Annotated in this window: 15 protein-coding genes and 1 pseudogene; 8 read left to right on the forward strand and 8 right to left on the reverse strand. The window is 33.0% G+C overall.

Going from position 1 to position 25653, the window contains the following annotated elements; genetic code table 11:
- Positions 1-633 precede the first annotated feature (633 nt).
- Together RGRSB_RS04615 and RGRSB_RS04620 are read left to right on the forward strand one after the other, a co-directional pair.
- Positions 634-1218, forward strand: a complete 585-nt coding sequence (locus RGRSB_RS04615; protein ID WP_119260044.1) for a DUF3038 domain-containing protein — start codon at positions 634-636, stop codon at positions 1216-1218.
- 56 nt (positions 1219-1274) lie between these two features.
- The gene (locus tag RGRSB_RS04620; protein ID WP_119260045.1) at positions 1275-2735 is read left to right on the forward strand and encodes a DUF4335 domain-containing protein; all 1461 of its coding nucleotides are present in this window, start codon (positions 1275-1277) and stop codon (positions 2733-2735) included.
- Positions 2736-4538: 1803 nt separating this feature from the next.
- Here the strand turns inward: RGRSB_RS04620 and RGRSB_RS04625 are convergent.
- On the reverse strand, positions 4539-5537 hold the full coding sequence (locus tag RGRSB_RS04625; RefSeq protein ID WP_119260046.1) for a DnaJ C-terminal domain-containing protein: 999 nt from the start codon (positions 5535-5537) through the stop codon (positions 4539-4541).
- 474 nt (positions 5538-6011) lie between these two features.
- Entirely contained in the window at positions 6012-6077 is a 66-nt protein-coding gene (locus RGRSB_RS11080) for a hypothetical protein (RefSeq protein ID WP_119260957.1), read from the reverse strand.
- An 800-nt stretch (positions 6078-6877) separates the two neighbouring features.
- On the opposite strand from RGRSB_RS11080, the gene RGRSB_RS04635 reads away from it, so the two are divergent.
- Positions 6878-8749: a phosphodiester glycosidase family protein gene (locus tag RGRSB_RS04635; RefSeq protein ID WP_119260047.1), complete on the forward strand. Its 1872-nt coding sequence runs from the start codon at positions 6878-6880 to the stop codon at positions 8747-8749.
- A 2963-nt stretch (positions 8750-11712) separates the two neighbouring features.
- Here RGRSB_RS04635 and RGRSB_RS04640 read toward each other — a convergent pair.
- A complete protein-coding gene (locus tag RGRSB_RS04640; protein ID WP_119260048.1) occupies positions 11713-12084 on the reverse strand; it encodes a phasin family protein in 372 nt (123 codons plus the stop codon).
- A gap of 293 nt (positions 12085-12377) precedes the next feature.
- Between RGRSB_RS04640 and RGRSB_RS10510 the strand changes: the two are divergent.
- A pseudogene (locus RGRSB_RS10510) lies at positions 12378-12748 on the forward strand (geranylgeranyl reductase); the annotation flags it as partial.
- 1622 nt (positions 12749-14370) lie between these two features.
- Here RGRSB_RS10510 and carA read toward each other — a convergent pair.
- Entirely contained in the window at positions 14371-15513 is a 1143-nt protein-coding gene (gene carA, locus RGRSB_RS04655) for a glutamine-hydrolyzing carbamoyl-phosphate synthase small subunit (protein WP_119260958.1), read from the reverse strand.
- Between the two features lie 201 nt (positions 15514-15714).
- Here carA and RGRSB_RS04660 point away from each other — a divergent pair, with 201 nt between their 5' ends.
- From RGRSB_RS04660 to RGRSB_RS04670, 3 genes are all read left to right on the forward strand, one after another.
- A complete protein-coding gene (locus RGRSB_RS04660; RefSeq protein WP_119260049.1) occupies positions 15715-16623 on the forward strand; it encodes a helix-turn-helix domain-containing protein in 909 nt (302 codons plus the stop codon).
- A 908-nt stretch (positions 16624-17531) separates the two neighbouring features.
- The gene (locus RGRSB_RS11085; RefSeq protein ID WP_119260959.1) at positions 17532-17684 is read left to right on the forward strand and encodes a pentapeptide repeat-containing protein; all 153 of its coding nucleotides are present in this window, start codon (positions 17532-17534) and stop codon (positions 17682-17684) included.
- A gap of 1216 nt (positions 17685-18900) precedes the next feature.
- Positions 18901-19263: a DUF1823 family protein gene (locus RGRSB_RS04670; protein WP_119260050.1), complete on the forward strand. Its 363-nt coding sequence runs from the start codon at positions 18901-18903 to the stop codon at positions 19261-19263.
- A 49-nt stretch (positions 19264-19312) separates the two neighbouring features.
- Here RGRSB_RS04670 and RGRSB_RS04675 read toward each other — a convergent pair whose 3' ends face one another.
- The 3 genes from RGRSB_RS04675 to purE all read right to left on the reverse strand — a co-directional run bounded on the left by RGRSB_RS04675 (position 19313) and on the right by purE (position 23457).
- Positions 19313-20257 (reverse strand): sirohydrochlorin chelatase, encoded by a 945-nt coding sequence (locus RGRSB_RS04675; RefSeq protein WP_119260051.1) that lies wholly within the window; start codon positions 20255-20257, stop codon positions 19313-19315.
- Between the two features lie 1821 nt (positions 20258-22078).
- Positions 22079-22888 (reverse strand): tetratricopeptide repeat protein, encoded by an 810-nt coding sequence (locus RGRSB_RS04680; RefSeq protein ID WP_119260052.1) that lies wholly within the window; start codon positions 22886-22888, stop codon positions 22079-22081.
- Positions 22889-22920: 32 nt separating this feature from the next.
- Positions 22921-23457, reverse strand: coding sequence for a 5-(carboxyamino)imidazole ribonucleotide mutase (purE, locus tag RGRSB_RS04685; RefSeq protein WP_119260053.1), 537 nt, complete (start codon positions 23455-23457; stop codon positions 22921-22923).
- Between the two features lie 167 nt (positions 23458-23624).
- Here purE and nagA point away from each other — a divergent pair, with 167 nt between their 5' ends.
- A complete protein-coding gene (gene nagA / locus RGRSB_RS04690) occupies positions 23625-24794 on the forward strand; it encodes an N-acetylglucosamine-6-phosphate deacetylase (protein ID WP_119260054.1) in 1170 nt (389 codons plus the stop codon).
- A 73-nt stretch (positions 24795-24867) separates the two neighbouring features.
- Here nagA and RGRSB_RS04695 read toward each other — a convergent pair whose 3' ends face one another.
- A complete protein-coding gene (locus RGRSB_RS04695) occupies positions 24868-25560 on the reverse strand; it encodes a PHP domain-containing protein (protein WP_119260055.1) in 693 nt (230 codons plus the stop codon).
- Positions 25561-25653 lie beyond the last annotated feature (93 nt).

Consider the following 25653-nt stretch of genomic DNA (forward strand, 5'->3'; position numbering starts at 1 on the left):
GCCATATTATTATAAATAACTTGTTACTAACTTCTAATTATCACAACAGATGCTAAAAACTTACCTCTACTAATAAAATAATTACAAGAGATAAAGTAGTTAATTTACTAAAAGTTAAAGAAAGTTAATTATATAGCTAATTATTCCAACTATAGTACAAAAAACAAGAGGAAAATAATTGATTGTTAACTTAAGTTAACGAAATGTTTCAAGTGACTTCAAAGTAATAGAGGTGGGAGTAAAATTTCCAGAACCGTTTCTATGGACAAACCGACTGAACAGACACCCATAAAAACTCAAGTCAATCCGACAATGACAAAATTGAGAAAAGAGGAGTATATGAAGATTTGAATAATTCAAAAAATAATAGAAGAGATAGTCGCCGTACTAAAAGAAGCAGGTGACACTATTAAGAGCTTCTTAAGATTAACTTTTATCATTACATCAGCTGCAGATTTAAAACTCATTATCTTACTTCTAACTGCTGAATATCTAAGATTATTTTAGACTAATAATTAGCTCAATGACTAAATAAATTGAGAATTAGATGATCTCTTTATAAGCCAGTTTAAAATAGTTACGTAAACCAATGCTACAACTACTGATAACGTAATATTGAGGGGAACTCAATCAATGTCTTCTACTGTTGAAATGTCAATATCTGCAACTAGTTGGGCGGAATTTCCTTTAACTAATGTTCCTACTTCAGAAGAACTTAAACGAATCAACATCCATTTAGACTTAATATTGCTGGGGTTAGAAGCCTTAACTAATCTTCATGGTGATAGTCTGATTGAAGTAGCTACTGAACTAAGCTTACAAACGACCATAATTCAAAGTTGGCTCCCATGGGCACAAAGACAATCTTTAACGTCATGCGAGGGACAAAAATCCACCCCATTAAAAGTAGAAGAGGCACGATCTCTAATCGTTATTATTTGCTATTTATGCCAACAAAATCAAGAAATCATCCGTCGTGCTGTTATCCTCTTGGAACAAATTACAGCTCAAAATAAGGATCCGTTGGGACTTGCCCTACTTAGCAATTACTTCAACAAGTTTGATCGCCTCTATCACTCAAACGTATCTGAAAACAAACGTCTCGAATATCCCCAGTTATCAAAATTAGCTTTTAAACTCTTAGTAGATTTACTCTTTTACAGTACCATTAATGGCCATCACCGTCTTTGGTTAGCCATGTTAGATTATACCCGTTAGAACACCCTTTGAATTATCAACTGTCCTAATCCTCATCCTAAATTTAAAGCCTATCTATGAAATTATTTAGCAATACTCCTATCCGACGCTATACTCCTCCTACTTGTACTCTAGAATTATGGGACAAGCGCTCTTGTTTATCTCGTTGGCGAAAAGAAGCCTCCCCAAAAGAGTTAAACTTTGTACTAAATTTCGATGATCCTAAACTCTTAGAAGAACAACAAGTAACGCTTCAGGGAAATTTCCCTCAATTAGAAGTTTTATGTGACGTGGTTGCTTGCTATGCTCAAAATTTTCTCTATCAGACCGTTAATTATTTGACTGTTACTAATCAGTCTTCCTTTGAAGATACCATCTGTTCGGCTGAATCATCCTCTTCAACCCCTTCAATTGAGAAAATAGATGAGCTTAATTTACCTCCCTCATTGCGACCTAAAGGATTTTTAAGCCATCAGCTTAATTTAGGTTCTCTAGAAACTAAAGCCTCTCATTCTTTTGTTAGTTTAACCTCTTCCCAACTCTTCGATCTGCTCAACGCTCTAGAAGACTATCAAGAGGATCTGGCTATTTTATCTTCTCCAGGAAATTCTATTCAACCTCAGGGAATTTGGGTGTGGACTTGGACAGCAGTAGTTGCTTTATTAGCTATTGCTATTCCAATAGTGGGACCAAAATGGTTCGATAGACTAAACTCTAGTGGTGCGTCTCTCATTCAAAACCAAGAAAGTCCAGAACAAATGTTATCTTTTTTAGATGTGTTGCCTCCTGTGCCACCTCCACCTAGTGTCCAAATTCCTTCCCCATCAATGCCCCCAATGTTAGCCACAAAAGATCCTTTACCTCCTCCCGAAAAGATTAGCATAGCGGACCCACCTCCTCGTAATCCATCTGTTGACATAAAACCTCCTACCCCTCCAATTTCGTCATCTTCCTCTGTGTCACCTTTTGCTTCTCCACAACTCTCAACAGCTAATAACTACTATCAAACCCCTAACCAGCTTCCGGCTAAAGATAACCTAACTCTTCAAGGATCAAGAATCCCTACGATTATGCCTTCTTCTCCTTTAACGATGGCTGATCGTATTAGTGCTATTCCTAGTATTCCTACTCTACCTTCCCTACAAGCTGAGGCGTTAGTAGAGCGATCTCCTGAAGAACAAACCCCCGAACTCCCCATTATTAACCCTTTGTCCCAAAATTATATTTTCGCTGAACCAATTCCCCGGACAACTCTTCTTGATGCCATCCCTCAAGTAGCAGAAGCTCGTCAGTATTTTCAGCAACGCTGGGAACCACCTAGAAATCTTTCTCAAACCCTAGAGTATCGTTTAATAATTCAGTCTGATGGTTCCTTGAAACAGGCGGTTCCTTTGGGGAAAGCAGCTATTGTTTATTATCAGAAAGCATCTATTCCTGCTCCTGGGAGCGCTTTTGTTTCGTCTCTCGATATATTGGAGAATCAAACTATTCGCTTAGTGTTGAGTCCTGATGGTAGGGTTAAAACCTTTTTGGAGTAGTAGAAAACAACTTTTTGTGTTTCCGAGAAAAATTTAATTAACCAAATTTTCCAAAATTTTTATTAGAAGACTAGGTTAGAAGGCAAAAAAAAATGACAAGAAGAAGGTATAATCTAGTGTAGATATGCCTAATGATAGTTGTCTTAACTTTTTTTTTCTGACATAGAACGACCAATAATTCGTTTTTATTCACTTAATTTTTAAACAAAAACTTATTTAGTTAATCGATTAAATAATCAAAAATAAACTATCGTTTTCCGTCTAGTAATTATTTTCTTTAAAGCATCTCTAATTTATAAAATAAGTAATTGCAAATTTTATAGTATTTAAATACCATATCATTTATTTGATATTTTTGATATATGCAATGACTTAGGATTGAAAAAATCTACATCCTCTAAAAATTAATGCTTTAAATTGAAGTAAATTTTAGTTATTTTAGATACGTCTAAATCTCTAATACTTCTTGTTTAGCGTTGGATTAAATTAAATACAATAATAAAATCATAGAAAGGAAAGAGTGAAAACAATAATCACTCTATATTCTAAAGAAATTAGTCTAAAAAAGTAGTTTTTTAGACTACAAAATAAATATAGTGATTGTTTGTGACACTAACTCAGTATATAGTAAATGTTCTTATTCCAAAAAAACAAAGAGAAAAATAATTATACATATTTTCCCAACTTATACTCTTTAACTAAATAAAATAGAAAGAAAATAGCATCACATTTATCTTAAGAAGTTTACGAAGTAAACTTCTTAAGATAAATGTGATTTGGCTAAGACAGTTAAATAAAGTTGTTATTAAAGAACGAAGCAGTTGCTCTAAAAAATATCACTTCAACCCTAATTGTTTCAATATAGAGATACAAAATAATTTTTTTTAAAAAAAGTTATCTGCTTAATAATATTATTATTTATGGTTCCAATGCTTTGAAAAAGAATAAAATCAAGGTTTTTGCCATTAGCGTAGATAGGGAATTGCTGGAAGGCAATTAGAATTCGCGTCAAGAAGGTTTAAACATCTTGGTTGAAGCCTTTGGAAAAGATATGATCATTTTTAATAGAGTTAATACCATTAGTTTCATTAAAGATAATTAAAATAGCTAACTCAACTCATTGATGCTCTACTAGACTTAGATTAGACTAGGAGAATACTGAATAAATCTGGCTAAAATAAGTAAGTTGTGCTCTATAACCAGAAACGGGAATACTTCAAAAGTAGATATAAATATTTCTAGATAAGTCTTTCAGTGATTTTTTCAGAGATAAGTTTAGATATAAAGCTCATTAGGAACACTAATGATAATTATTTAAACATAAAACCTTTATTACACCTAAAAAATACTAGATTTCAGAAGAAAAAACTACATATAAACATAAATATTGAACTAGAAAAAATATATTTATGACAATAGTAAAAACTAATCAAAATTGTATTTTAATAAATTTTTATTGTAAACTACCCTTGATAATTAAAGTCGAGATTGTTATATCTATATCAATAATATTAGTTTATAAATTTCTTAATACTGTATTAATACTTATCCTGATGTGGTAGTAATCAATACTTCAGATAATTTTAAAATTTCGTTCAAAGATTTTTATCAAAGAGCGAATTTTGAACTCAAGGAAGGACCAGCTTAAAAGTAAAAGAAGAAATTAGTCAATAATATAAATTGATATACACAAAACTTCTGAAATTTATAAAGGATGGTTGACTCATTTCATTAACAGTTCAACAGATTTTTTCTGCTCAAAAGAGGATGGTAGCTTAATCATTGAGGTTTATTTTATCTCTGTTAGAGGCTTACTGTTTTTAAATGACTACGTGGGTCATATGTACGATTGGTACTAATTTTTTGATAAAGTTCCCGTTCTGTTTCTGTTACACTTTGAGGTGTGTCAATCACAATTTTGACTAGTTGGTCTCCTCGTCCATCTTTAGGATAAACCCAACCCTTACCCCGAAGACGCAAAGATTGACCCGAACGAATTCCTGGAGGAACCCTTACTGTTACTATTCCATCGGGGGTAGGAACTTCGATAGATGCACCTAAGATCGCTTCATCAGGAGTAATAGGAACTTCGCAGATTAGATGCTCTCCTTCAAATTGAAAAAACGGATGGGATATTAATTCAATTTTAAGGTACAAATCTCCTCGTTGTTGATTATAAGGATTAATGGAACCTTTACCTCTGACTCTTACCCGACTCCCTGTTTTTGCTCCGGCTGGAATACGAACATCAAGAACCTCATTGCCTAAATCGAGACGTTTTTGTACACCTTTAAAAGCTTCAGAAAAAGTTAAGTGCAGGGTTGCAATTCTATCAGCTGCAGGGGGCTGAGCTCCAAAACCACCTATATCAGAAAAGCCGCTAAAATCACTGTATTCAGTCTGTCTCCCAGTGGTAGTTCGATAGCTGTAACCTCCTGTTGGTCCACTAGTTGAGCCAAAACGACCTAATAATTCATTAATAAATTCATCAAAGTTACCATACTGGCTAAAATTAAAGCCGCTAACGTCAACACCACTCTGACCACTAGTCCAACCTCCCTGATTGGCCTGTTGCCAATATTGACCAAATTGATCATATTTCTGACGTTTTTCTTGATCTGATAGAACCTCGTAAGCTTCGCTAATTTCTTTAAATTTTTCTTCCGCTTGTTGATTTGCAGGATTTCTGTCAGGATGATATTTCACAGCCAACTTACGGAAAGCTTTTTTGATTTCTTCCGCGCTAGCGTTTTTATTAACTCCTAAGATGGCGTAATAATCTTTGTAGTCAGTTGAAGCCATTAACAGAAACCTCCTAGCTGGTAACAAAAAAATGATTTGAAATTCAACTCGAATAATCTTATCCTTCTAAATCTCGAATAATCTTATCCTTCTAAATATAGATTAACAAAGCCGTCAAGCATATTTTGTTCGGTTCTCCCTGATATAAGAGAGAGAATTTTCCCTACCACCATGTTTGAGCAAGTTTATTTTCTAGGACAGAAGGGCATCACAATCTGGTATACACTAAATATTTCAACAATAGCCTAGGTTTAAATTAAGCGATCACTGTTTTAATTACTTTCTAAACAAAGTTTAAGAAATATATTTGACCAAATCTATGCAGTACCATTAAATTATATCTCATGAGCAAGTTTTATCGCTTATTTGCGTTGTTTTACGACAAAGTTAATGGCATTATGAACAGCTTTAGCATTAATTTATAAGATTTCTTTCAATTACTGTCTAAACAGAAATAATTCTGATGTTAGGGTATCAGTCCGTCAATTGTCTAGATAGTGTTGATTTTCCGCTTTCTGGGAACCCAGTCAGCAAAATCAGCGTAGACTTAGTTTAATTCATCTACATCGTCTACTTTGTAAGTGACTATCATTTAAATACTTAAATAGAATTTATCTGACTTATTTTTTTTCTGGAGTTGACGGCAAGGGAGCAATAAAATGCAGAAATTTAGAGATAAAATTTTTAAACACTTGCCATCTTCAATCAAGATTTACTTTTTTGTAGTCACAAACTAAGTTTATCCAGCATTCTAACAATTTGTCTGCACTATAGATTTTGATAAAATCTATAAAATGGATAGTTTTTACAAACTGTATCTAATTTAGGATAGTCAAAAGATGCTGAACTTTAACAAAATACTATTTGGCAATGGTGTTAATCATAAAAAACTATTAGAAACTTAAATGATTACCAATTAATAGTCCCCCAAAAACAGTATTGTTGTATAATAGGCTTATATAAATTTTTACTACTTATTGTCGTAATAACTAATACATCTATCGAAAGGATACTTATATTAAGTATTTATAAAAATAAAACCAGGATGTATTATAACAATTTAATTTACTTAAAATTTTTGATAAAAATAAGTTTTAGTATAGAAAAACTATAATCTATTTCTAATAGCAATAGTTAAGATAATAAATTTTACTTAATGTTTTATTTTTAAATAGTTTCTAAAACTAATACCTAGTTTGTTATTAAAGTTTAATAATAGCTACTAAGAGTGAAACTTACTCCTATAGAATTTATAGAAAAAAAATTACTTAGGTATATTTTTCTATGTTAAATTGATATCTGAAACCTAAAATTAAATAAAACTGTGTGAGAACAAATCTGTGAAACGAGTACAGTGGAATCCTCTTAGCCTTTATGGGTTTTCTCTAGTAGTAACTTTGTTAATTTATTGGTTAATTTCTGGAAAATCCAATAAAACTACCCAATATACCCTTTTCCCTAAACCTTTACCTGTCGAGGCTTCCGATGAGTTTCAACAAGGGAGAGAAATTTCTCTTAATGGGAAACTATTTAACATTCCTTGGAGCCAGTGGAATCAGGGAAACGATCAACGGATAGGAATCAGTGACACTGGAGCGATGAATTTATTAGGGATAGAACTTTTGAGCACAAGCGAACCAAATTTACAACCTATTAGATGGTTCTCTGTCGATTCTCGCCAGTTTTTTCCTATTTCAGCGCGATTTATTGCTCCCTATCGATATTTAGATGTTACTGACTTAATGAAATCAACGCAAGGAACCTTGCAAGTGAGGGGTAATCTTCTAGAGATTACCTTACCACCAGTACGCATTGGTGATATACGTGAAGGAAACCACACTTGGGGTAAGCGTATTGTGGTGGACGTTGATCGTCCGACTGTTTGGCAGGTTAGTCAAGCCAAAGGAAAAGGAGTAGTGATGATTTCAGGGAGTACTAACGTCTCTCCTTCCGCTCAAACGCCAACTAGATCACCTTTAACTTCTGGCAATTGGAGTGATCCTGATGAAGACGATCTAGGTGGCAATATTTCTACACCCATCAGTTCTCAGTTTTTCTCTCTAGAAAACAGTGGAAAAATTACAAAAGTTCACATAAATTTACCTACAGCTCATAATTTAAATGTTTTCAGTATTTCTAACCCCCATCGTATCGTTATCGATGTCCGTCCTGATGCCAGGGTACCAAAGCAAATTGCTTGGACAAAGGATATTACTTGGCGACAACAGTTAGTTAAACTGCGAAGAGATATTTTTCCGGTTAATTGGTTAGAAATCAACGCAAGATCATCTCAAATTGCCCTAAGACCCATCACAACATATCCTAACCGACAAGAAGGGACAGCCCCCTTAGTGATCATGGCTAATGAGTGGAAAGCCTCAGCAGCTATCAATGGAGGTTTTTTCAACCGCAACAACAAGTTACCCCTAGGGGCGATTCGATCACAGACTCGTTGGTTATCCAGTCCTATTCTAGGTCGGGGAGTAATCGCCTGGAATGATCAAGGACAGATAAAAATGGGTCGTCTCAGTCTTCGAGAGACTTTAGTCACTAGTAAAGGACAACGCATTCCTGTCTTGTTTCTCAACAGTGGTTATGTTCAAGCAGGAATAGCTCGTTACACCCCCGAATGGGGACCTAAATATATCCCTATTTCGGATAACGAAACGGTTATTTTCATACAAAATGATAGAGTAACTGATCAAATAACGTCCAAAAAGGCAGGTCAAACTTCTTTTATCATCCCCCCCAACGGCTATTTGTTGACCATTCGTAAAAATGCTGTCTCTGCTGCTGCGTTGCAATTGGGAACAGAGGTTTGGATTGAAAATATCACAATTCCTGCCGATTTTAATGCCTATCCTAATATGCTTGGGGCAGGTCCATTGTTAATTAGTAGTAATCGTATCGTGGTTAACGGAACCTTGGAAAGTTTTAGTAAGGGATTTCAGCAACAAAAAGCCTCTCGTAGTGCTATTGGCGTAACAGATCAGGGAAAAATCATGTTAGTGGCTGTTCATAACCGTGTTGGAGGACGGGGAGCAAATTTGGGAGAAATGGCACAAATTATGCAACAGTTAGGGGCGGTCGATGCGTTAAACCTAGATGGAGGAAGTTCAACTTCTTTAAGTTTAGGAGGACAATTGATTGATCGTTTTCCTGTCACCGCGGCACGAGTTCATAATGGAATAGGGGTTTTTGTTAATCCATAGTTTACAGCCGTTGAAGAGTTATGGTACATGATAATTTTAGGGGTATAAGGCTTAAGTCTTAATGGATTTTAAAATCGGTGTATAAAAACATAGAATACAACCCCAAAAATTGCGCACATATCAGTATTATATTAATTTTTGATATTAAAAATTAATTCAAAATAAGTGTCATTTCAATTTGATCTAAAGTAATACAAGGAAATAGATTAGATTTTAATTGTAGTGCAAAATTCTAGCAAATAAAGAAAGGAACTTATCTAAATTTTAGATAAAAAGGTAGAGCCATCCCAAGAAAAGGACCGCAAAAATAGAAAGTAAAAATCTATTTTTTTTTCTTATTTTCTCCTCTTAAGATATTGATTTTATATAAAAAGTTTGGTAAAATTAAATTTGCTAAATATAAAAGTTTACTAAAATTTTTAATTTATATAAATAAAAAAAGATATGATAAATAATAGATTGAAATATTTTAAAATTTAGCTAAAAGTAAAATTTATAAAATATCAAGGCTCATTCTATTCGGGACTAACTTCAACGCTGTCAGCTAATTACCCTTAATAAATCTTCAAGCTAATTTAGTTTTTCTACTGCATAACTTTTCAAAACTGTCGAATAAATAATCCTCATATAAATAAATAGTTAAAAAACTTCTTTAAAGCTTTTTTGATTCTAGAGTAGGGGACAAAATAAGTTACATTGCAAGTACCTATTTGTTAGCGATTAAAAGTAATAAATTTTCTAAATAATCATTTCTATAGAGAATTTCACGACTTTAAGTATTTTTCATCGTAGTAAACTCCAGTAAACAAAGCAGAGACTATTTTGCCATCTTTAGTTCCAGAACTTCAGCTATAATTTTTATGTAAATCTAATTTAGAAGTTAAATATTTAAAATAAATAAAACAATCATTATATAGTTAAATAACTTTAAGCTGTTTAATAATCACTAAGTTTTTTGACAAATAAAATAGAAATATTAAATCTTGGTTTTTAGTTTAAATATTATAAATAGTTGAATGTAAATAAATAATTCTATATTAAAAGTTAACAAAAAATAAGTTAAACATTAATTATCATTGAAATAATTAGTATAGATTTGATACCAATCATTGGCTTACTTTAAGAAGATTTAAATTTTTTTATTTAGTATTTAGTTGGTTAATTCGCTTGTTTTTATCTCTTCTTAATAGGAGATATTTTTACCTATAAACCATTTCATTATTAGTGAGATTCAATGGTTTCTATTAGTGCAATAACTAGTACATATTTATTTTATTCTTTGCTATTCGTTATAAAAAATAGTAAATTTTCAAAAAAAATAATATTTTTGTTACTTTAAAAACTGTTTAAGATTAGTTCTATTTAATGCTTTATTAGTTCTATTTAATGCTTTATTTTTATCTATATTTTATGTTAGCTACAAGTGGTGAATAACCAAAATATAAAATATATCTAGATATTTTAAACATATTTATCCTAGAGTTAAACAGAGTATTTTATATTTCTATTAATCTAAATTAATTCTATTTATAGATTATTTTGTAAACTTTTAAACAAGCTAATTTTAAATAAATGATAATTTTCTTGAACTTTGACCATATTGCTGACAGTCTAATTATAAAAATAAGTAGTGATGATTATATTTACTGACTTTTGTTTAATTTTATCTTAAAAATGAGTAATTAATTAAGTTCTTTATTGGTAGAAGTTTATAGAGAGTTCTTGAGCAATATATCTTCGGTGTCCCAATAATTTGTCAATTGAATTTTATGTTTATTCAAGAACAAATTTATAGTTATTTATGTTATTTGACATTAACTTAAAAAATAAGAATCAACTGTGGTCGTTTTTAGTTAAATAAAGTTTAAATATCTAGTGCAATACAACAGAATTTTGGACGTTTACAACTAAGCCTTTAAAACTTGGTGTGCTCTACTGAAAAAATGGTGACAGACTTATATAGAAGTAAAATTGATGAAACTAATTCTTGATAATTTCTTCTGTGAGAGTTTCTAAAAAAATAACAATACTATTCAAATTTTTGGTAAATGTTGTTCTTGACATATAATTACTACTTTCCTGTTTTTCCATGACTTTCAGTTGAATTTACATTCTATTAAATTTAGTTCTGGACTATAGGTTCATAAACAAAGATGAATGTAATTTTTTTATTCCTATTATTTAAGTTTAGCTTTAAATAAACTACTTTTATGTCCTAAGTTTTTATCAAAAACGACTACTATATCTATTTCTTTATCTTTACAGAATCTTTAATTTTATTTGTCTTTTACTCTAAAAGATCTATATTTTTTTACTTTATTTAATAAAAAATAGAAAAATTATTACTCTTACTTTTACTTTTATTTTTTTAGGTTATAGATCTTAAAAAGATTACCGTTTATTTCTCAAATTGACTTTACTTGCATTTTTTTTTAAAAAACTTAGATAATTGTTTATTATTGATATTTTTTTTATTTTTTGCTGATAGATCTTCGATATCTTTTATATCTTCTTTCTTCTAAGTTTTTTTGCTTTCACTGTCTGAAGAAATCTATAATTGCCTTCTTTCTTGAATAATCCCCCTAAACAATTGTTTGCTAAAGTATATTTTTTGATAATTTCACCTAATTTTTAATTTCTGTAACTTTCTATGTTCTCACTTAGCTCTATCCGTCGTTAAAAAAAAAATTAAAAAGCTTTACTTAATTAAAACAAAGTTCTTCTAGACTCTAATTTTAAAAAACCACTAAGACAAAGAAGTAACGATGACATTAGTAAATTAGAGTCTTTACGACTGACTAAATTAACACACTTTGGGCTCTATTTGCGGCTATCACTTTTAAAGTTATGAGATACATCATAATGCTACTTATTTGCGTCTAACCGCTTATCTAAAATTATTAAAAGTAATTTTTTTCTTAAAGTCCTCCTCAATTAACCATAACCATCTCAATAGTCAATGGCTATTTGTGTTTCAAACGCCGTAATTCTTCTTGTAAAAAATCTACTTGATTTCGTAATTCATCTATATTGTTAGATTTTGAAGTTTGGGCGGTCTCTTCCTCTTCGGTGATAATTTCAATTAATCGAGGTTCCTTATCACAGGGAGATTGAGATGAACCTTCAGTTTTTTTCTGAGCCTGCTGTACCAACTCATCAACATACTTACGGGCTTCCTCGGCGGTTATTTCCCCTCGTGCTACCATTTTATTGGCTACTTTTTGGGCTTGTTCCTCCAACTCAGTTAGAGCTATGCGAGCTTTCTCATTTGCATAAGACGCTAGACCTATTCCAAGATAAAATGCTTTTTGAACTAAACTGTTAAAATCAGCCATAACTGAAAATTCTGTCCTTATAATTTAAACAACATTTTCATCTCTCAGTATAGTCATCTCTAGACTGAATAAATCTCAGCAAAGATAATTTGCTCTCAATTGAAGATTTTAAGGATAGACTCTTAAGTCGTCAGAATTCACTAAATGACTATCTACCTTTACAATTATTAACTTTTGTAATCAAACCTGTTAAGCTTTATTTCAACTTTAGATAGATTAGACTGAGCGTTCCTTTAAGACAAAAATCCATCATATGATGCCGTTCATAATGCTCGTAATTTGGGGTAAAAACCTTGGTTTTAAGGGTTGCTGTTGTTGGGTCAGGACGAACTGGATCTTCTGCACACAACTGAAACATTAGCAAAAACTGGAATAGAAACCTATTTATTTGAGTGAGCGTAAAGTTATACAACGCTAAACCCTGCAATAAAGCTGTTCCTTTATGTGTAATGGACGAACTTGCCCTATCGCCAGAAATCATTGACCCTCGAGTAAAAAAATGAACATGATCTACCCGTCTAATGTTGCCGTCGGTATCAATACTCAACTGGATAATGAATATCTTGGGATGTATCGTCGAGAAATTCTAGACAGATTCTTACGCCACTGCGCTGCATCATCAGAGGCGAATTTGATTAACGAGATAGTCTATCAACTCAATCTCTTTACCTAATAACTATAAATCTTTATATTTTTTACTATATCTACCACTCTAACAACAATATTCAAGAAAAAAAGATTGATTTATGCGGAAGTCTATAATTACTATGATCACCCTTCAAAAACGCATTCGTCTTTCCCAAGACAAAATAGCTTACTATGAATATCTCGCTTAGATATATGTCGGTAAAATGTATTCTCTGACTCCTATGTTTGTGGTTTCCCTAAATACGATTATTTAGAAGTGAATAATGTGGGTTAGCGTATTCTTACCTAAAATAAATGAAAATATATTTCAAACAATGAAACGAGAAGTATGGCATGACATGCCTCGCCCTTGGCATTTTATAACAGCTCTTCTACCGTTCAGATATATCCCACGATACTTTTGTAAAAATGTGTGCTTATCAAGATGTTCAGCGTATGACTTTTGATAATTGTCTATACAAAACTGTTGTTTTTGCTAATCATTTATTTAGGAAAAACGAAAATTATCGTTAAAACTATTAGTAGTTTGTTACGAGGTCATTCTTTAACTTTTTATCAACTATTCATTAATTATAATTAGACTTTCAGGGCGAGCAACGCTCACCCTATTTTTTTGTTGAAAAATACCTAAAAAAAGAAAAATATTACTCTCCCGAACTATCTATAACTTTATCACAATAAATAAAGACTAAAGGTCTTGCCTTTCAAAGTCTTCAAAATTTGGCAAAAATTATTTTTTATAAGTTATTCTTCTAAAGATCAGATGATTAAGTCAGAATAACAGTTTCGGAATTCAATAGCTAATAATTTATCATTCTCAATCTAGAAAAGTCAAAAATATCAACTTCTTTCAAAAGGTTTCAAAGCTCAACTAAATGAATAATCATCAAAACTGAGGACTAATATCTATAGACTAATTTAGTGGAGTGAATGTGTGAGGGAAAACTACCGCTACTAAGAGCTTATTATCCTATTTTATTGATATCGACGAAATTGCTGTTGGACTATCTCCTTCAACCCTGAACCTGTAGCCATACAAGTAGGAAGATTATCGAACTTATTCATTTATGGTTACAAACGTCTTAATTAGCCATGGAATAAGTTCAAAGATGAGTAAAAAGCGGAGAAATTATATCCTGATTAAAGTCATTAGATGTTTTCATAACAGCAAAAAACAACACCTGATTCAGTTGTATTTTCCTCTGTGTGATGAGGGTTTACCTGTGATAATTCTAGGAATAACTCCCGATTAATGGCTGAATGTCCATTTAAACGACCAGCAATTATTTGTCAACCTCCTATCTAGTGACAAATAATAGGAAAGGATTATAACTAAAAAATAATCATCAAAATGATCTGACTAAGTCTACACCAAATATAAAACAAGCAATCTCACAAGCCGTTGTAGAGACACCGAAAACTTAGGATAATTTATTTCTTAACCTACTCAAAAACATCAAGTCCCTTGCCCTCAACTGTCAGACAAATTTCACTACTACAAGAAATAGAGGATAACTAAATTTTATTTATCCTTTACGCCTTTCGCATTTCTGTAAGCGACGGTGAAAGTCAGGTAAACCAATAAAAATATTTAAAGTAAACAACTATTTACTCCTAATGGTCACCAGTCCTATATTCTTAGTTCTGGTTATCGCGCATTAACTTAATAAACTTCTCGAATAAATAATCCGCATCGTGGGGTCCAGGACTTGCTTCAGGATGGTATTGGACCGAAAAAAAAGGTAAAGTCTTATGGGATAAACCTGCTACAGTCCGATCATTCAGATTAAGATGAGTAACTTCTACATCAACATCTAAGGACTTTTCTGTCACTGCAAAACCATGATTTTGACTTGTAATTTCTACCTGTTGATTTAATCCACAAGGTTGATTTAATCCCCGATGACCAAACTTTAATTTAAAGGTTTCTGCTCCCAAAGATAATCCTAAAATTTGGTGTCCCATACAAATTCCGAAAGTAGGTTTTCCTGCTTTAATTAATGCTTTAGTAACTTCGATTCCTTCTTTAACTGCTGAGGGATCACCAGGTCCATTAGACAAGAAAATTCCGTCTGGATCATACTTTAAAATCTCTTCAGAGGACGTATTGGCTGGAACTACAATAACCCGACAACCATAACTAGCCAAACGACGGAGAATATTTCGTTTGATCCCAAAATCAATAGCTACTACCGTTAAAGTACTTCTTGAAACTTCTTTACCACTCAGACGAAACTCCCAAATGGGATCAGTTGGAATAGACCACTCATAAACCTCTTTGGTGGTTACTTCCCTGACTAAATTTAAACCAGCCATCCTGGGAGTTAATTGAGCCTGACGTAGTAATTCTGCCGGTTCGAGGATTTCTGTAGAGATTGCCCCATTCATCGTTCCTACTGAACGGATTTTGCGAGTTAAGGCACGGGTATCAATGCCATAAATTCCAATAATTTTATGGCGATTTAAATAATCAGGGAGGGATTCTGTAGATCGCCAGTTACTCGGACGATGGGTTATATTACGTGCAATAACCCCTTTAACCTGTGGACAAGAGGATTCCTCATCATCAGGGTTGGTCCCCGTATTTCCCAACTCAGGGTAAGTGAAGGTAACGATTTGACCGCAGTAACTCGGATCAGTTAAAACCTCTTGATAACCAGTCATTCCCGTATTAAAAACGACTTCTCCTAAAGTGGTTCCCCTTGCTCCAAATGACCACCCCTCAAAGGAAGTTCCGTCCACTAACATTAATAGGGCTGGTGTCATATTTGCTATTGCCATAATCATTAAATTTTTGATACTGAAAATAGGGAAAACCCAACGGTGAGCGATAAACTGGATTAGGCAATTTATATGAAAATGCCCGACTATCTAATTATCTGTTAAGACACACCTATCCCTAGGATACAACCGATTATTTTACCAGATGTGATTCGGCGTGTTAGGGTGAAGTCAAACTGCCAAAAAGGTAGCTAGAATCCTATGAGTCCCAAGAAACTGAACGACGACGATAAGCAAGAAATTCTTAAGCTTTATCGTCAAACACCAGAAACTACATCCACTTTAGCTGATCGTTATGGGGTCAGTAGCTCTACCATTAGCCGTTTTCTGAAAAGTTATCTATCAGAGTCAGAGTATGAAGAGTTAATTCAGCAAAAACGCTTAGCACGGACGGCTAAGTCTGAGTTACTATCTACACAGACTTACACTAAACCTGTATTGATGATATCAGAAAGTCAATCAGAGTCTCAAACCTCGAAGACTAAGGGTGAACTTGTGCTGGTGACCTCAAAGAATCAATTAGAGTTATCTTCAACGGAGACTAGTATTAAACAGCCCCCTATCTTAGCAAAGGATCAGTCATCAAGATATATTCAACATTCAGACGAAGAAGATGAGGAAGACGATCTTGAAATGGTCGATGTTATCGCCCTTGGAGAGATGATTGGGGAAGATTTATCGGATGGGATTGATGATGAAGACTTAGATGATGAAGACTTAGATGATGAAGATTGGGATGAAATAGAAGAAGAAAATTATGATCAATCTTTAGCTCAAGATGGGGACGTTCAAGTCTTACCCTTATCATCTGCTATTTTTCCTAAAACCTGTTATTTAGTGATTGATCGCTCAGCTGAATTAATTGCTCGTCCTCTCAAAGAATTTGCTCATTTAGGTCAAATTCCAGCTGAAGAAGTACAACAAAAAACTTTACCAGTATTTGATAATCATCAAGGAGCACGTCGCTTTTCCAATCGCTCCCAAAGGGTGATTAAAGTTCCTGATGGTCGTCTTCTGTACAAAAGTTGTCCTCACTTATACGCTAAAGGAATTACTCGTTTGTTGATGGACGGACAAATTTACTCTATAGGATCTAACTATGACAATTAAGCCAATATTAATATTTATAAATTCATTAATTATCTCTTTTTAGCAAAAAAAATACCATTCCTTGAGTGATTTTATCTACTACTTTCAAAAGTAGTGGTTATGTTAAACTGTAAAATCAACTCGTAAAACGCAAACTAAAGAAACCTAGAATTTGATAATTAGCAAAATTTATAAATCAAGAAATTTTCATTAAATTAATCTTAACTTACTGTCAATTTTCTATGATGTTCTTTTAATTATTACTTGGCAGAAATAGATAGTAAATTTTCGTATCTAATATCTAATACCCCACTTTACTAGATAAAATAAATAAGTTTTCTTTTAATTAAAATATTTTTTGAGAGGACTGGTGATGTTATTATACACCTGGTTTAATTCGGCTTGTTATTTCTTACTTAAATCTTTCGTTTAACTCTCTTTTATGTGACTCTAACAGAACTTTTTCTTTTTAACTAGTATTTTTAAGCTGTTTAGTTTCTTATTGCTGTTTCGGTATCTAAGTTTTTTTATTCGTAATCATCAACCTAAATCTTTTATAAATGTTACTATTTAGGACTTATTTGATAATTTTTATATTAAATATTTTAGGATATGTTCTTTTCTTTTTAAGTCAGCTTAACTCTCTTATAAATTTATTCATATATTTATGAACTCATTTCTAGATTAATTGAACCGGAACCAATTTAATAAAAAACAATTTGAGCTGAAAGTTTTTGAAGAAATTAATACTTAATAGTTTAAACTTAAATTGATATAATTTCACTTATGTAAAAACGAATTAAATTTGATTAAACAACAATGACCTAACTAAGGGTAATCTTACAGAGATTTTTACTTTCAAAACTAGTCTTATTCAAGTAAAACTTAGTGGAGTAATTTAATATTATGCTAGTCCTTGTAGATCCTCTATTGAGAGAGTTAATTTCCATCAATTTAATCTCAGCGGTGTTAATCTTGCTTGGGCGAGTTTAAGAAGCAGTCATCTGAGTTGTGCTGTTTTTAATAGGATGTTTTTTCTTGGCACCAATTTTGGACGTACTTTTTTGAAAAAAATTAATTAAAATGAGAGAAACTAAAAAATGGTTAGACTTAGTCAAGCGCAATTAGGAGTAGCAATCTTGAAAAATTCAACTTATTCGGGGCTAGGTTAAAAGATACAGACTTATATAGGGTCTAATAAAGTATAAATATAACTTTAACCTCATATAGGTTTACATAGTATTTTCTTAAAATTGATAAGATTCAGATCAGCACTCTTAAGATTTTAGCATTAGTCGATTTCAGACCTTAAAATAAATTGCCCAGATTAACGAATTTATAGCCTTTCTTAAGATTAACAAGGATAGAATTTTCGCTAAAAACGTCAACCTCATAAAACTAAATTCAACTGCGGTTTAAATAAATAAAATAACCAAGGTAGCAAAGGTAAAGGAAAGCAATCTCACTGCCCAGTTTTGGGTTTGTATACTTGACTAACTAGGGAAAATAGGTATCGATCCTACATAATAAATAAACTTTCCCAAGAAATTGCAAATAACTATTCCTTGTCAAAAACGGCGATAGGAAAAGCATTAAGAATATTAAGATTGCTGGAGTCTAGGTAATCACAATATAATTCCTTACCCTGAACCCCTGCTGTTGTGCTGTGTATCCCTAGACTGAGATATAAATTTTACTTCCATGCCTACTATGACAACTTAATTTATTGCCTAAAATAGAGTTATTAGTAACTGCACTTCTCTTTCCTCTCGCTCTAACACAATAATAATTCCATCAGTTGAAGCGACTATAGTCTTTAAAATCGTCTGTTTTGTTCGTATTTTTTGAAACCCTAACTTAGGAAATTAAAAGGACTGACATAAAAGTTGGAGCAAAGTAACAAGTTAGGATAATACCCGCTTTAATATTCTTAAGAATAGATAGTAAAAAATATTTAGGAAAAATTACACCAGGTCATAGGCAACACGGTAGATGTTCTAATGGTTCTAGAAACCACAAAAAAATAAGTTAGTTTCGACCTCCGATGTTTTGGCAAAATTGTATGGACAAGTAGATAAAGACGTCCGTCATAGAAATCGCAAAGACACCAACAGTTAACATTAAACCAATTTCCCAATTGGGAGGTGGTCATATGGAAAAATATAGGGAGATGAGAGGAAAGGAATCCTAACTAAAGGTAAGTTTTAGTTTTGTGAGATTTTCATGAGATAATATGATTTAGTCTGTTACCCAATAGAGCTTGTTAACAGCTTACTGTTGATGTCTGACATAAAGCCAATGACCACTCAGTTACCTCCTCTCAACACCGATACCATCTGGGCAATCCTTAACGAGGAAATCGATGACGCAACCGTCAACCAATTAGTTTGGTACTATCTGGGCTATCGTTATGATCAATCTCGTCAAACTTGGGATAGTACTCAAGTTGCTGAAGACTGGCGAGAAAATTATCCAGACCCCCCAAATTTTGTTGAAAACCGACCTCCTATTATTAGGCTAACTCGTTCTATTCCTAGAGAAAATAAACAATTACTTAAAGAAAAGTTAGGATTTAAAGGCTATAAAATTGGCGAGTTTGGACCAAAACAAGCCCGCCGTGCTACCATGGCAAACTGGTTATTAAGTTATTTGACGAGTTAAACTTATAGTGAACAGTTATTATAACAACTTCCTATATGTTTACTATTTTCTAGGGAACTTGCCAGATTTTTCCATGATACTGCATTACATCATCATAAAAATTTTGAGGGAGATGATCGTGATCATGGGAATGGTTTTGTGCAACGGGGGTGAGTCGGAATTTACACATCTCACAATTCATTTGAGTCTGTCCCAGTTGACTTTCAATTTCCCGTTCACGAATTATAAAAAATAATTCCGGAGTCAATCCAATTTCAGGAAAATTAAGTATCTCAATATCGGGATACTGTTCTTGTTGTTGAGCACAAATATAAAAAATTTTCTTAACTAATGCCCCTGTAAACAGAAAATGAGGAAGTACGATAATACGTTTAGGATGATAGAGTCTTGCTCGTTCAAACCCTTGTTCTAAACGAGGGTGAGTAATACCAATAAAACAAGTTTCAACTGTACGGTAGTAACTTCCTTCCCATAATAAGCGGGAAAATTTACACATATCACTATTAGCATCAGGATCACTCGAACCCCTACCAACAATAAGTAATACGGTGTCTTCGGGGGCAATGGTTTCTCTATCAAGTTTAGCTAAGCGTGATCGCCATACATCTAACAGCAGGGAAGTATTACCAAAATGTCGGCCATAGTGAAACCTTAAAAAGGGATAATGTTCTTTAGCTTGATCTAAGGCATGAGTTACATCAAATTTTGTATGACGGGCAGCGAACAATAAACAAGGGAGAACCGTCATTTCCCTGAATCCCTCATTTACACAGCGATCAATCCCTTGTTGAATCAATGGTTCTGTCAACTCCAAAAAGCAGGGAATGACAGGGCGTGAGGTATCTAATGTTTGATAAGTGTCTACAAAATTAAGAAACTCTTGTTTTCCATCGATATCTTTAGTTCCATGTCCGATAATCAGTAAAGGACGTCGGAAAGGCAAAGGAGGGAACTTTTCCAAAATTTCCGAAAATGTCAAAGATTGAGCAATCATCTATACCTCGCAGATGAATCCAAAGGGTTATAATAAAAACGGCAGGCATTCTGAACCCAGATATGAAGTTTTATCTCATTACGGTTGTGGGACAGTAACAGGCTTACAATGACTGAATTTTCTTCATTAGTTATGATGACCGTTCCTCATCATAACCGATTTTTCATGGTCCTATCAATGACTACCGATTTTTACTCCCCTTTACTTTACAAGTAATTAAGAGTCTAGTCATCTTAAATCATGAACGTGTCTTAAAAATTGGAGTTGTGGGAGAAGAATACTTGTGTCGTTAGTCACGATCAAAACTCTTAATAGAATTTTTTACTTTCTTTTGTTTAGTCAGAAATGTTTAATATCTTAGTTAAGTTTTGGACAAAATGTTATCAAAAGTTACACGTTGATAGATAAACTGCAATATAAGCTGTCTAAAAACATAAAGTTATCGCTAGAAATAAAGATCAGAAAATTAATGAGATAAGAGAAATTTTTAGAATCGAAGATAGCTATTAAAATTTATACCAATAAACCAATGATTAAGTGTCATTTAGTTTTCTTTACTTAGTATTTATTCGCTAAATCTTAATGTTTAAACTTTAATAATTTGTATAAAATTTTACCATTATATAAATTGTTAAATAACTCACCTCATGACAGCGTAAACTGTTCTTAGATAAAAGAAATTTATAAGCATATTGATTTATTTAATAAAGTCAAATGAAGTATTTACCTCATAGGTAAAACTTTAAGTATTGATAATACAAATTTATAAAAAAACTTACAATAATGCGAACTTAAGTGGATTTATTTGCTATTTTGGTCAGGGAATAAACATAAAAACATCAAAGAAATTAATATAACTACTTTATTCTACTCTAACTGATCTAAAACCTCAGGTTTGCTTGATTATAGACTTTATAAAAAAGAGGATAATTTCTCTGAAAAAACTATTTTTGACTAAAATTGTATTAGATTGTGGTCTTTGTACAACTTATGTAACAGGAGATAGTTAGTCTTCTTAGCAAGAAAAGTTTAAATTTGTGAGAGATATTGAAAATATCTCATCTGGTCATTGAATATTATGACAAGTGTCTAAAGCCATTAAGTACAATAAATAAACTTATAGTAAGAAAATCCCAAAATATAGGGTTAGTTAATAATTGGTTAAAATACAAAGAAAATTATTTTTTGAAGTTAATCTCGACTCTATATATAGAATATTTAAACGAAAATAAAATTTCTTATAAACTGAAAAAGATGCTTTGAATAATTATCTAAATAAACAAATAGAATCATTATTTATTCCAATTAAATTGTTTTTAACACTATAATTGAAGAAATAATATTTTTCAATTTAACCTATGAATTAATGTGATAAAATAAGTCCCAAGAAAGTACACTTATTTTTTTACTGATAACATCAATCGATGAACTGTTGTTTACGCAAATGATAATGTTCATGATTATTGAGTTAATAGCATCGGCGATGATACTCTATCTTGATTTTTAAGAATCGAATCGAGAAGATTTAATTAATATCAATAAGCACACTATACAAATTTATCAAACTTTTCGTATTGACCTTAATCAATCACGAAACACTTGAATTAATTATTTATGTAAATATTGATCAAGGCGTAGGTAGAAGCACACACCTCAAGATAAACTTAGTACAATCACAGTCTACAACTATCAAGTTTTACAGTCTAAATTTAAGCGTTAACAATGAGGAATTTTATGGTTGATTTCGCTCAATTAATGAGATGGTTTAAGCTAAAAATAGGATTATAAAAATGATGTCATAAAAATGACACCGATTTTACTTCACTTTAAATCTAAAAATTTATCTAAAGCTGTTATCATGCGCGGTGGCCAACGACGGACGTTTGTTACCCAATCTAAGTCTTGATAACGGCTATCCATTCCTACCGTTGCTACCCAATTACTCTCCGCTTCCCCTTGCTTCCCCAACTCCCATAAAATAGCTGTCAATGCTGCTCGCGTATCAGGAAACATAGGATACTTTCGTATAATATTTTTCATTTGGTTCAAGGCTTCTTCCGTGTTTCTCAATTGATACAATACCAAAGCAACATTAGCTTTAGCTAAGGTAAAGTCAGGATCAATGTTAACAGCTGTTTGGTAGTCTTTTAATGCTTGTTCCCAGTTGCCTAAAGCTCCTTGGGCGTTCCCTCGATTATTGTAAGCCATAGCATCATTGGGGGTTATTTCTAAGACTCGATTATAGTTTATAATCGCCTCTTGATATTTTCCTTGTCTTTCTAGAACCGTTCCTCGATTAAGATAAGAAGCAGACTCATTAGGAGCTAATTCAACAGCTTTATTAAAGTCTGAAATTGCTTTATCCAATTGATTCTGACTAACACGAGTACTTCCCCGATTGCTCCACACTGCTGGATTTTTAGGAAATCTTTCAATTAATTGAGTCCAATAGGTTTCTGCTTGGTTAAAATCTCCTTTTTGCGTTGCTTCAAAAGCTTTATTAGCGATTTTTTCCCCCCATTCTAATTGCTCTTGAGTAATTAAAATGGAAGTTTCTTGGGCTAAAATTATGGGAACAGTCCCAAACCACAGTAAGAAAATTCCTAATAAACTTAATATTGTACGAATCATTGGAGGTTTCTATTGATAGTGTTTCTTACTCATTATGACTTCTGTTCCATTTTTTTTAAATAATCTTCATAACCTAGTCGTTTGAGTTCTTCTTGTTTATCAATAACCACTTGTGTTAGATTTTGTCGATGTTCTTGGATTCGTTTCAGCAGTTTAGAATCATGGGACGCTAGAATCTGAATTGCAAGTAGCCCAGCATTCTCAGCGTTTCCAATAGCGACAGTGGCGACGGGAATGCCTCTAGGCATTTGCACAATGGAATAAAGAGAGTCTATCCCCTGTAAATGATGAGTCGCTATAGGAACGCCAATGACAGGGAGGGGAGTTAAAGAAGCTACCATTCCTGGTAAGTGGGCTGCTCCTCCTGCCCCTGCAATGATCACTTTGATTCCCTGTTTATGCGCGGTTTGGGCATAGTCTACCATGACTTTCGGTGTACGATGAGCAGACACGATTGTAACTTCACAAGAAACGGCAAAGTTTTGACAAACGATGATCGCACTTTTCATAGTGGGTAAATCAGAATCACTTCCCATAATTATGCCCACACGCGAAGAAGAGTTGGTCATGATGGTTGATCAGGTATACTCGATAGCGTTATTCTAACAATGAAAAGCTATCTATATATGAAAACTCGGTAATAACGGACTCATTAATCAAGCTGAGCTTTTTGGTGAACTTACGATTTTAGGCTATTTATAAAATCTAATCAAAAAAAATAGTTTACAATAAAAAAGTGCTAAAAAATATTAAAATTGTCAATGCTAGAATACCTGGTTATCAAGAAAGTCAACAAGTTTCTATTAATTCCCAAGGTATTATTGAAAATATATCCTCAATGAGTAAAAGCTTCAAATCTATTGAAAGTGAGACAATTTTGGATTTAAAAGAAGATAATTTATCATTAGGAGGCATAGACTTGCAAATCAATGGAGGGTTGGGATTATCCTTTCCTGAAATTGAAGAAGAGAACTTGCCTATATTACAAAACATTTGTGACTTTCTATGGCAAGAAGGAATTGATGGATTCTGCCCTACGATTGTAACAACATCAGTTAAAAATATCCAGAGATCTCTTTCAGTAATTGATAAATTTATAAGCAAACAGACTATTAAACCTGAAGAAACAGCAAAAGTATTAGGGATCCACTTAGAAGGACCCTTTTTAAATCCCCAAAAAAAAGGAGCACACCCTGAACAATATCTATTAACACCTAGTGTGGAAGCGGCAAAACTAATTTTGGGAGATTATGCTCATCGCGTTAAGATAATGACTTTAGCTTCTGAATTAGACTCAACCGATAAAGTAATTCCTTATTTAAAGGGTCAAGGAATTATTGTTAGTTTAGGACATTCTCAAGCTACAGACAAAGAAGCAAAAAAAGCTTTCGGATTGGGTGCATCAATGGTAACGCATGCTTACAATGCTATGCCGCCTTTACACCATCGTAACTCAGGATTATTAGGAGAAGCAATAATTAATAAAAATGTTTATTGTGGATTAATTGCCGATGGTCGACACGTCTGTCCAACTATGATAGAAATCTTACTGAAATCAAGTCATTATGACCAGGGAGTTTTTCTAGTTAGTGATGCTCTATCTCCTATTGGTTTAGGAGATGGAATTTATCCTTGGGATGAACGACAAATTGAAGTTAAACAAGGAACTGCAAGTTTAGCCAATGGAACATTGTCAGGAACAACTTTGCCCTTGTTCTCTGGATTAAAAAACTTAGTGAAATGGGAAGTATGTGAGGTAGAAACTGCCATTTCTCTAGGAACGGAATCTCCCAGAAAGGCCATTAATATGCCTGGAATTTCTATAGGACAGCCAGCTCATTTATTGCGCTGGCATTGGGATAAAATAAGTCGTATTTTAAATTGGGAAAGATTAAATAATGGATAGTCATTAATGATTAAAATTTAAAGTCAATAGTGAGAGTTTTTCCTTCTTGCTTGTTGGTTTGTACGTCTTAAAACTAAATCCGTCGAAGCAAACTTAAACCATGGGTATCAGTTCCACAGGTTTTAAATAATCCATAGATTTTACTTAAAGCTAATACTTGTTCCGTTTGTTTTGGACTAGTCGTCCAAGGTTTAGGATTACCATAGGCATAAAAAGCCTCCACTCCATCAATACCTAAATCAGCACAAAAATGAATAAGCTCATCTACAGAACGATTATAACGAACAGGATGAGCTAGAACAGCTAAACCACCAGCTTGATGGAAAGCATTTATAACCTGACGAGCTGAAGCCCAAAAATCTTCGGGATGAGTTCCTTGAAGATAAGGCTGCATCAAACTGTGTTGTGGATCAAAACCATAGCCTAAAATATGAATTTCAGTATCAAGTAAATTAGCAGTAATCTCAACCCCAGTCCAAAGATGAGGTAAAGGTTTGTGAGGATGGTATTGGCGAGTTTCATTAATCCAGTTTTGCGCCACTTGGTAACCATTGATAGAGTGGTGGTCAGTAATTGCCATCCCCCTGAGACCGAGCTCCACTGCTTGTTCAATTAAAACCTGGGGTTTTAATTGTCCATCGGAGTGAACAGTATGCATGTGGAAGTTGTAGTTATAAGGGCAACTTTTTTGGTGCAGAGCCTGCCAAACCTTTTTAAGAGCCTTAGTATCTTGGGCTGATGGCTGAGTTAACATGAATACAACCATAGTCGATGTCTCTACTGGAAGAATATTGCAAATTATTACATCTAGGATAACAATCCTTTGCTTAAAGAGTCAGAAACTACCTATGTAGTTTAT

Source organism: cyanobacterium endosymbiont of Rhopalodia gibberula (genome assembly GCF_003574135.1).
Lineage (GTDB): Bacteria > Cyanobacteriota > Cyanobacteriia > Cyanobacteriales > Microcystaceae > Rippkaea.

What these genes read in the sequence shown, in the direction of transcription:
- RGRSB_RS04615 (WP_119260044.1), top strand. Translation starts at nt 634, where the DNA reads ATGTCTTCTACTGTTGAAATGTCAATATCTGCAACTAGTTGGGCGGAA.
- RGRSB_RS04620 (WP_119260045.1), top strand. Translation starts at nt 1,275, where the DNA reads ATGAAATTATTTAGCAATACTCCTATCCGACGCTATACTCCTCCTACT.
- RGRSB_RS04625 (WP_119260046.1), bottom strand. Translation starts at nt 5,537, where the DNA reads ATGGCTTCAACTGACTACAAAGATTATTACGCCATCTTAGGAGTTAAT.
- RGRSB_RS04640 (WP_119260048.1), bottom strand. Translation starts at nt 12,084, where the DNA reads ATGGCTGATTTTAACAGTTTAGTTCAAAAAGCATTTTATCTTGGAATA.
- carA (WP_119260958.1), bottom strand. Translation starts at nt 15,513, where the DNA reads ATGGCAATAGCAAATATGACACCAGCCCTATTAATGTTAGTGGACGGA.
- RGRSB_RS04660 (WP_119260049.1), top strand. Translation starts at nt 15,715, where the DNA reads ATGAGTCCCAAGAAACTGAACGACGACGATAAGCAAGAAATTCTTAAG.
- RGRSB_RS04670 (WP_119260050.1), top strand. Translation starts at nt 18,901, where the DNA reads ATGACCACTCAGTTACCTCCTCTCAACACCGATACCATCTGGGCAATC.
- RGRSB_RS04675 (WP_119260051.1), bottom strand. Translation starts at nt 20,257, where the DNA reads ATGATTGCTCAATCTTTGACATTTTCGGAAATTTTGGAAAAGTTCCCT.
- RGRSB_RS04680 (WP_119260052.1), bottom strand. Translation starts at nt 22,888, where the DNA reads ATGATTCGTACAATATTAAGTTTATTAGGAATTTTCTTACTGTGGTTT.
- purE (WP_119260053.1), bottom strand. Translation starts at nt 23,457, where the DNA reads ATGACCAACTCTTCTTCGCGTGTGGGCATAATTATGGGAAGTGATTCT.
- RGRSB_RS04695 (WP_119260055.1), bottom strand. Translation starts at nt 25,560, where the DNA reads ATGGTTGTATTCATGTTAACTCAGCCATCAGCCCAAGATACTAAGGCT.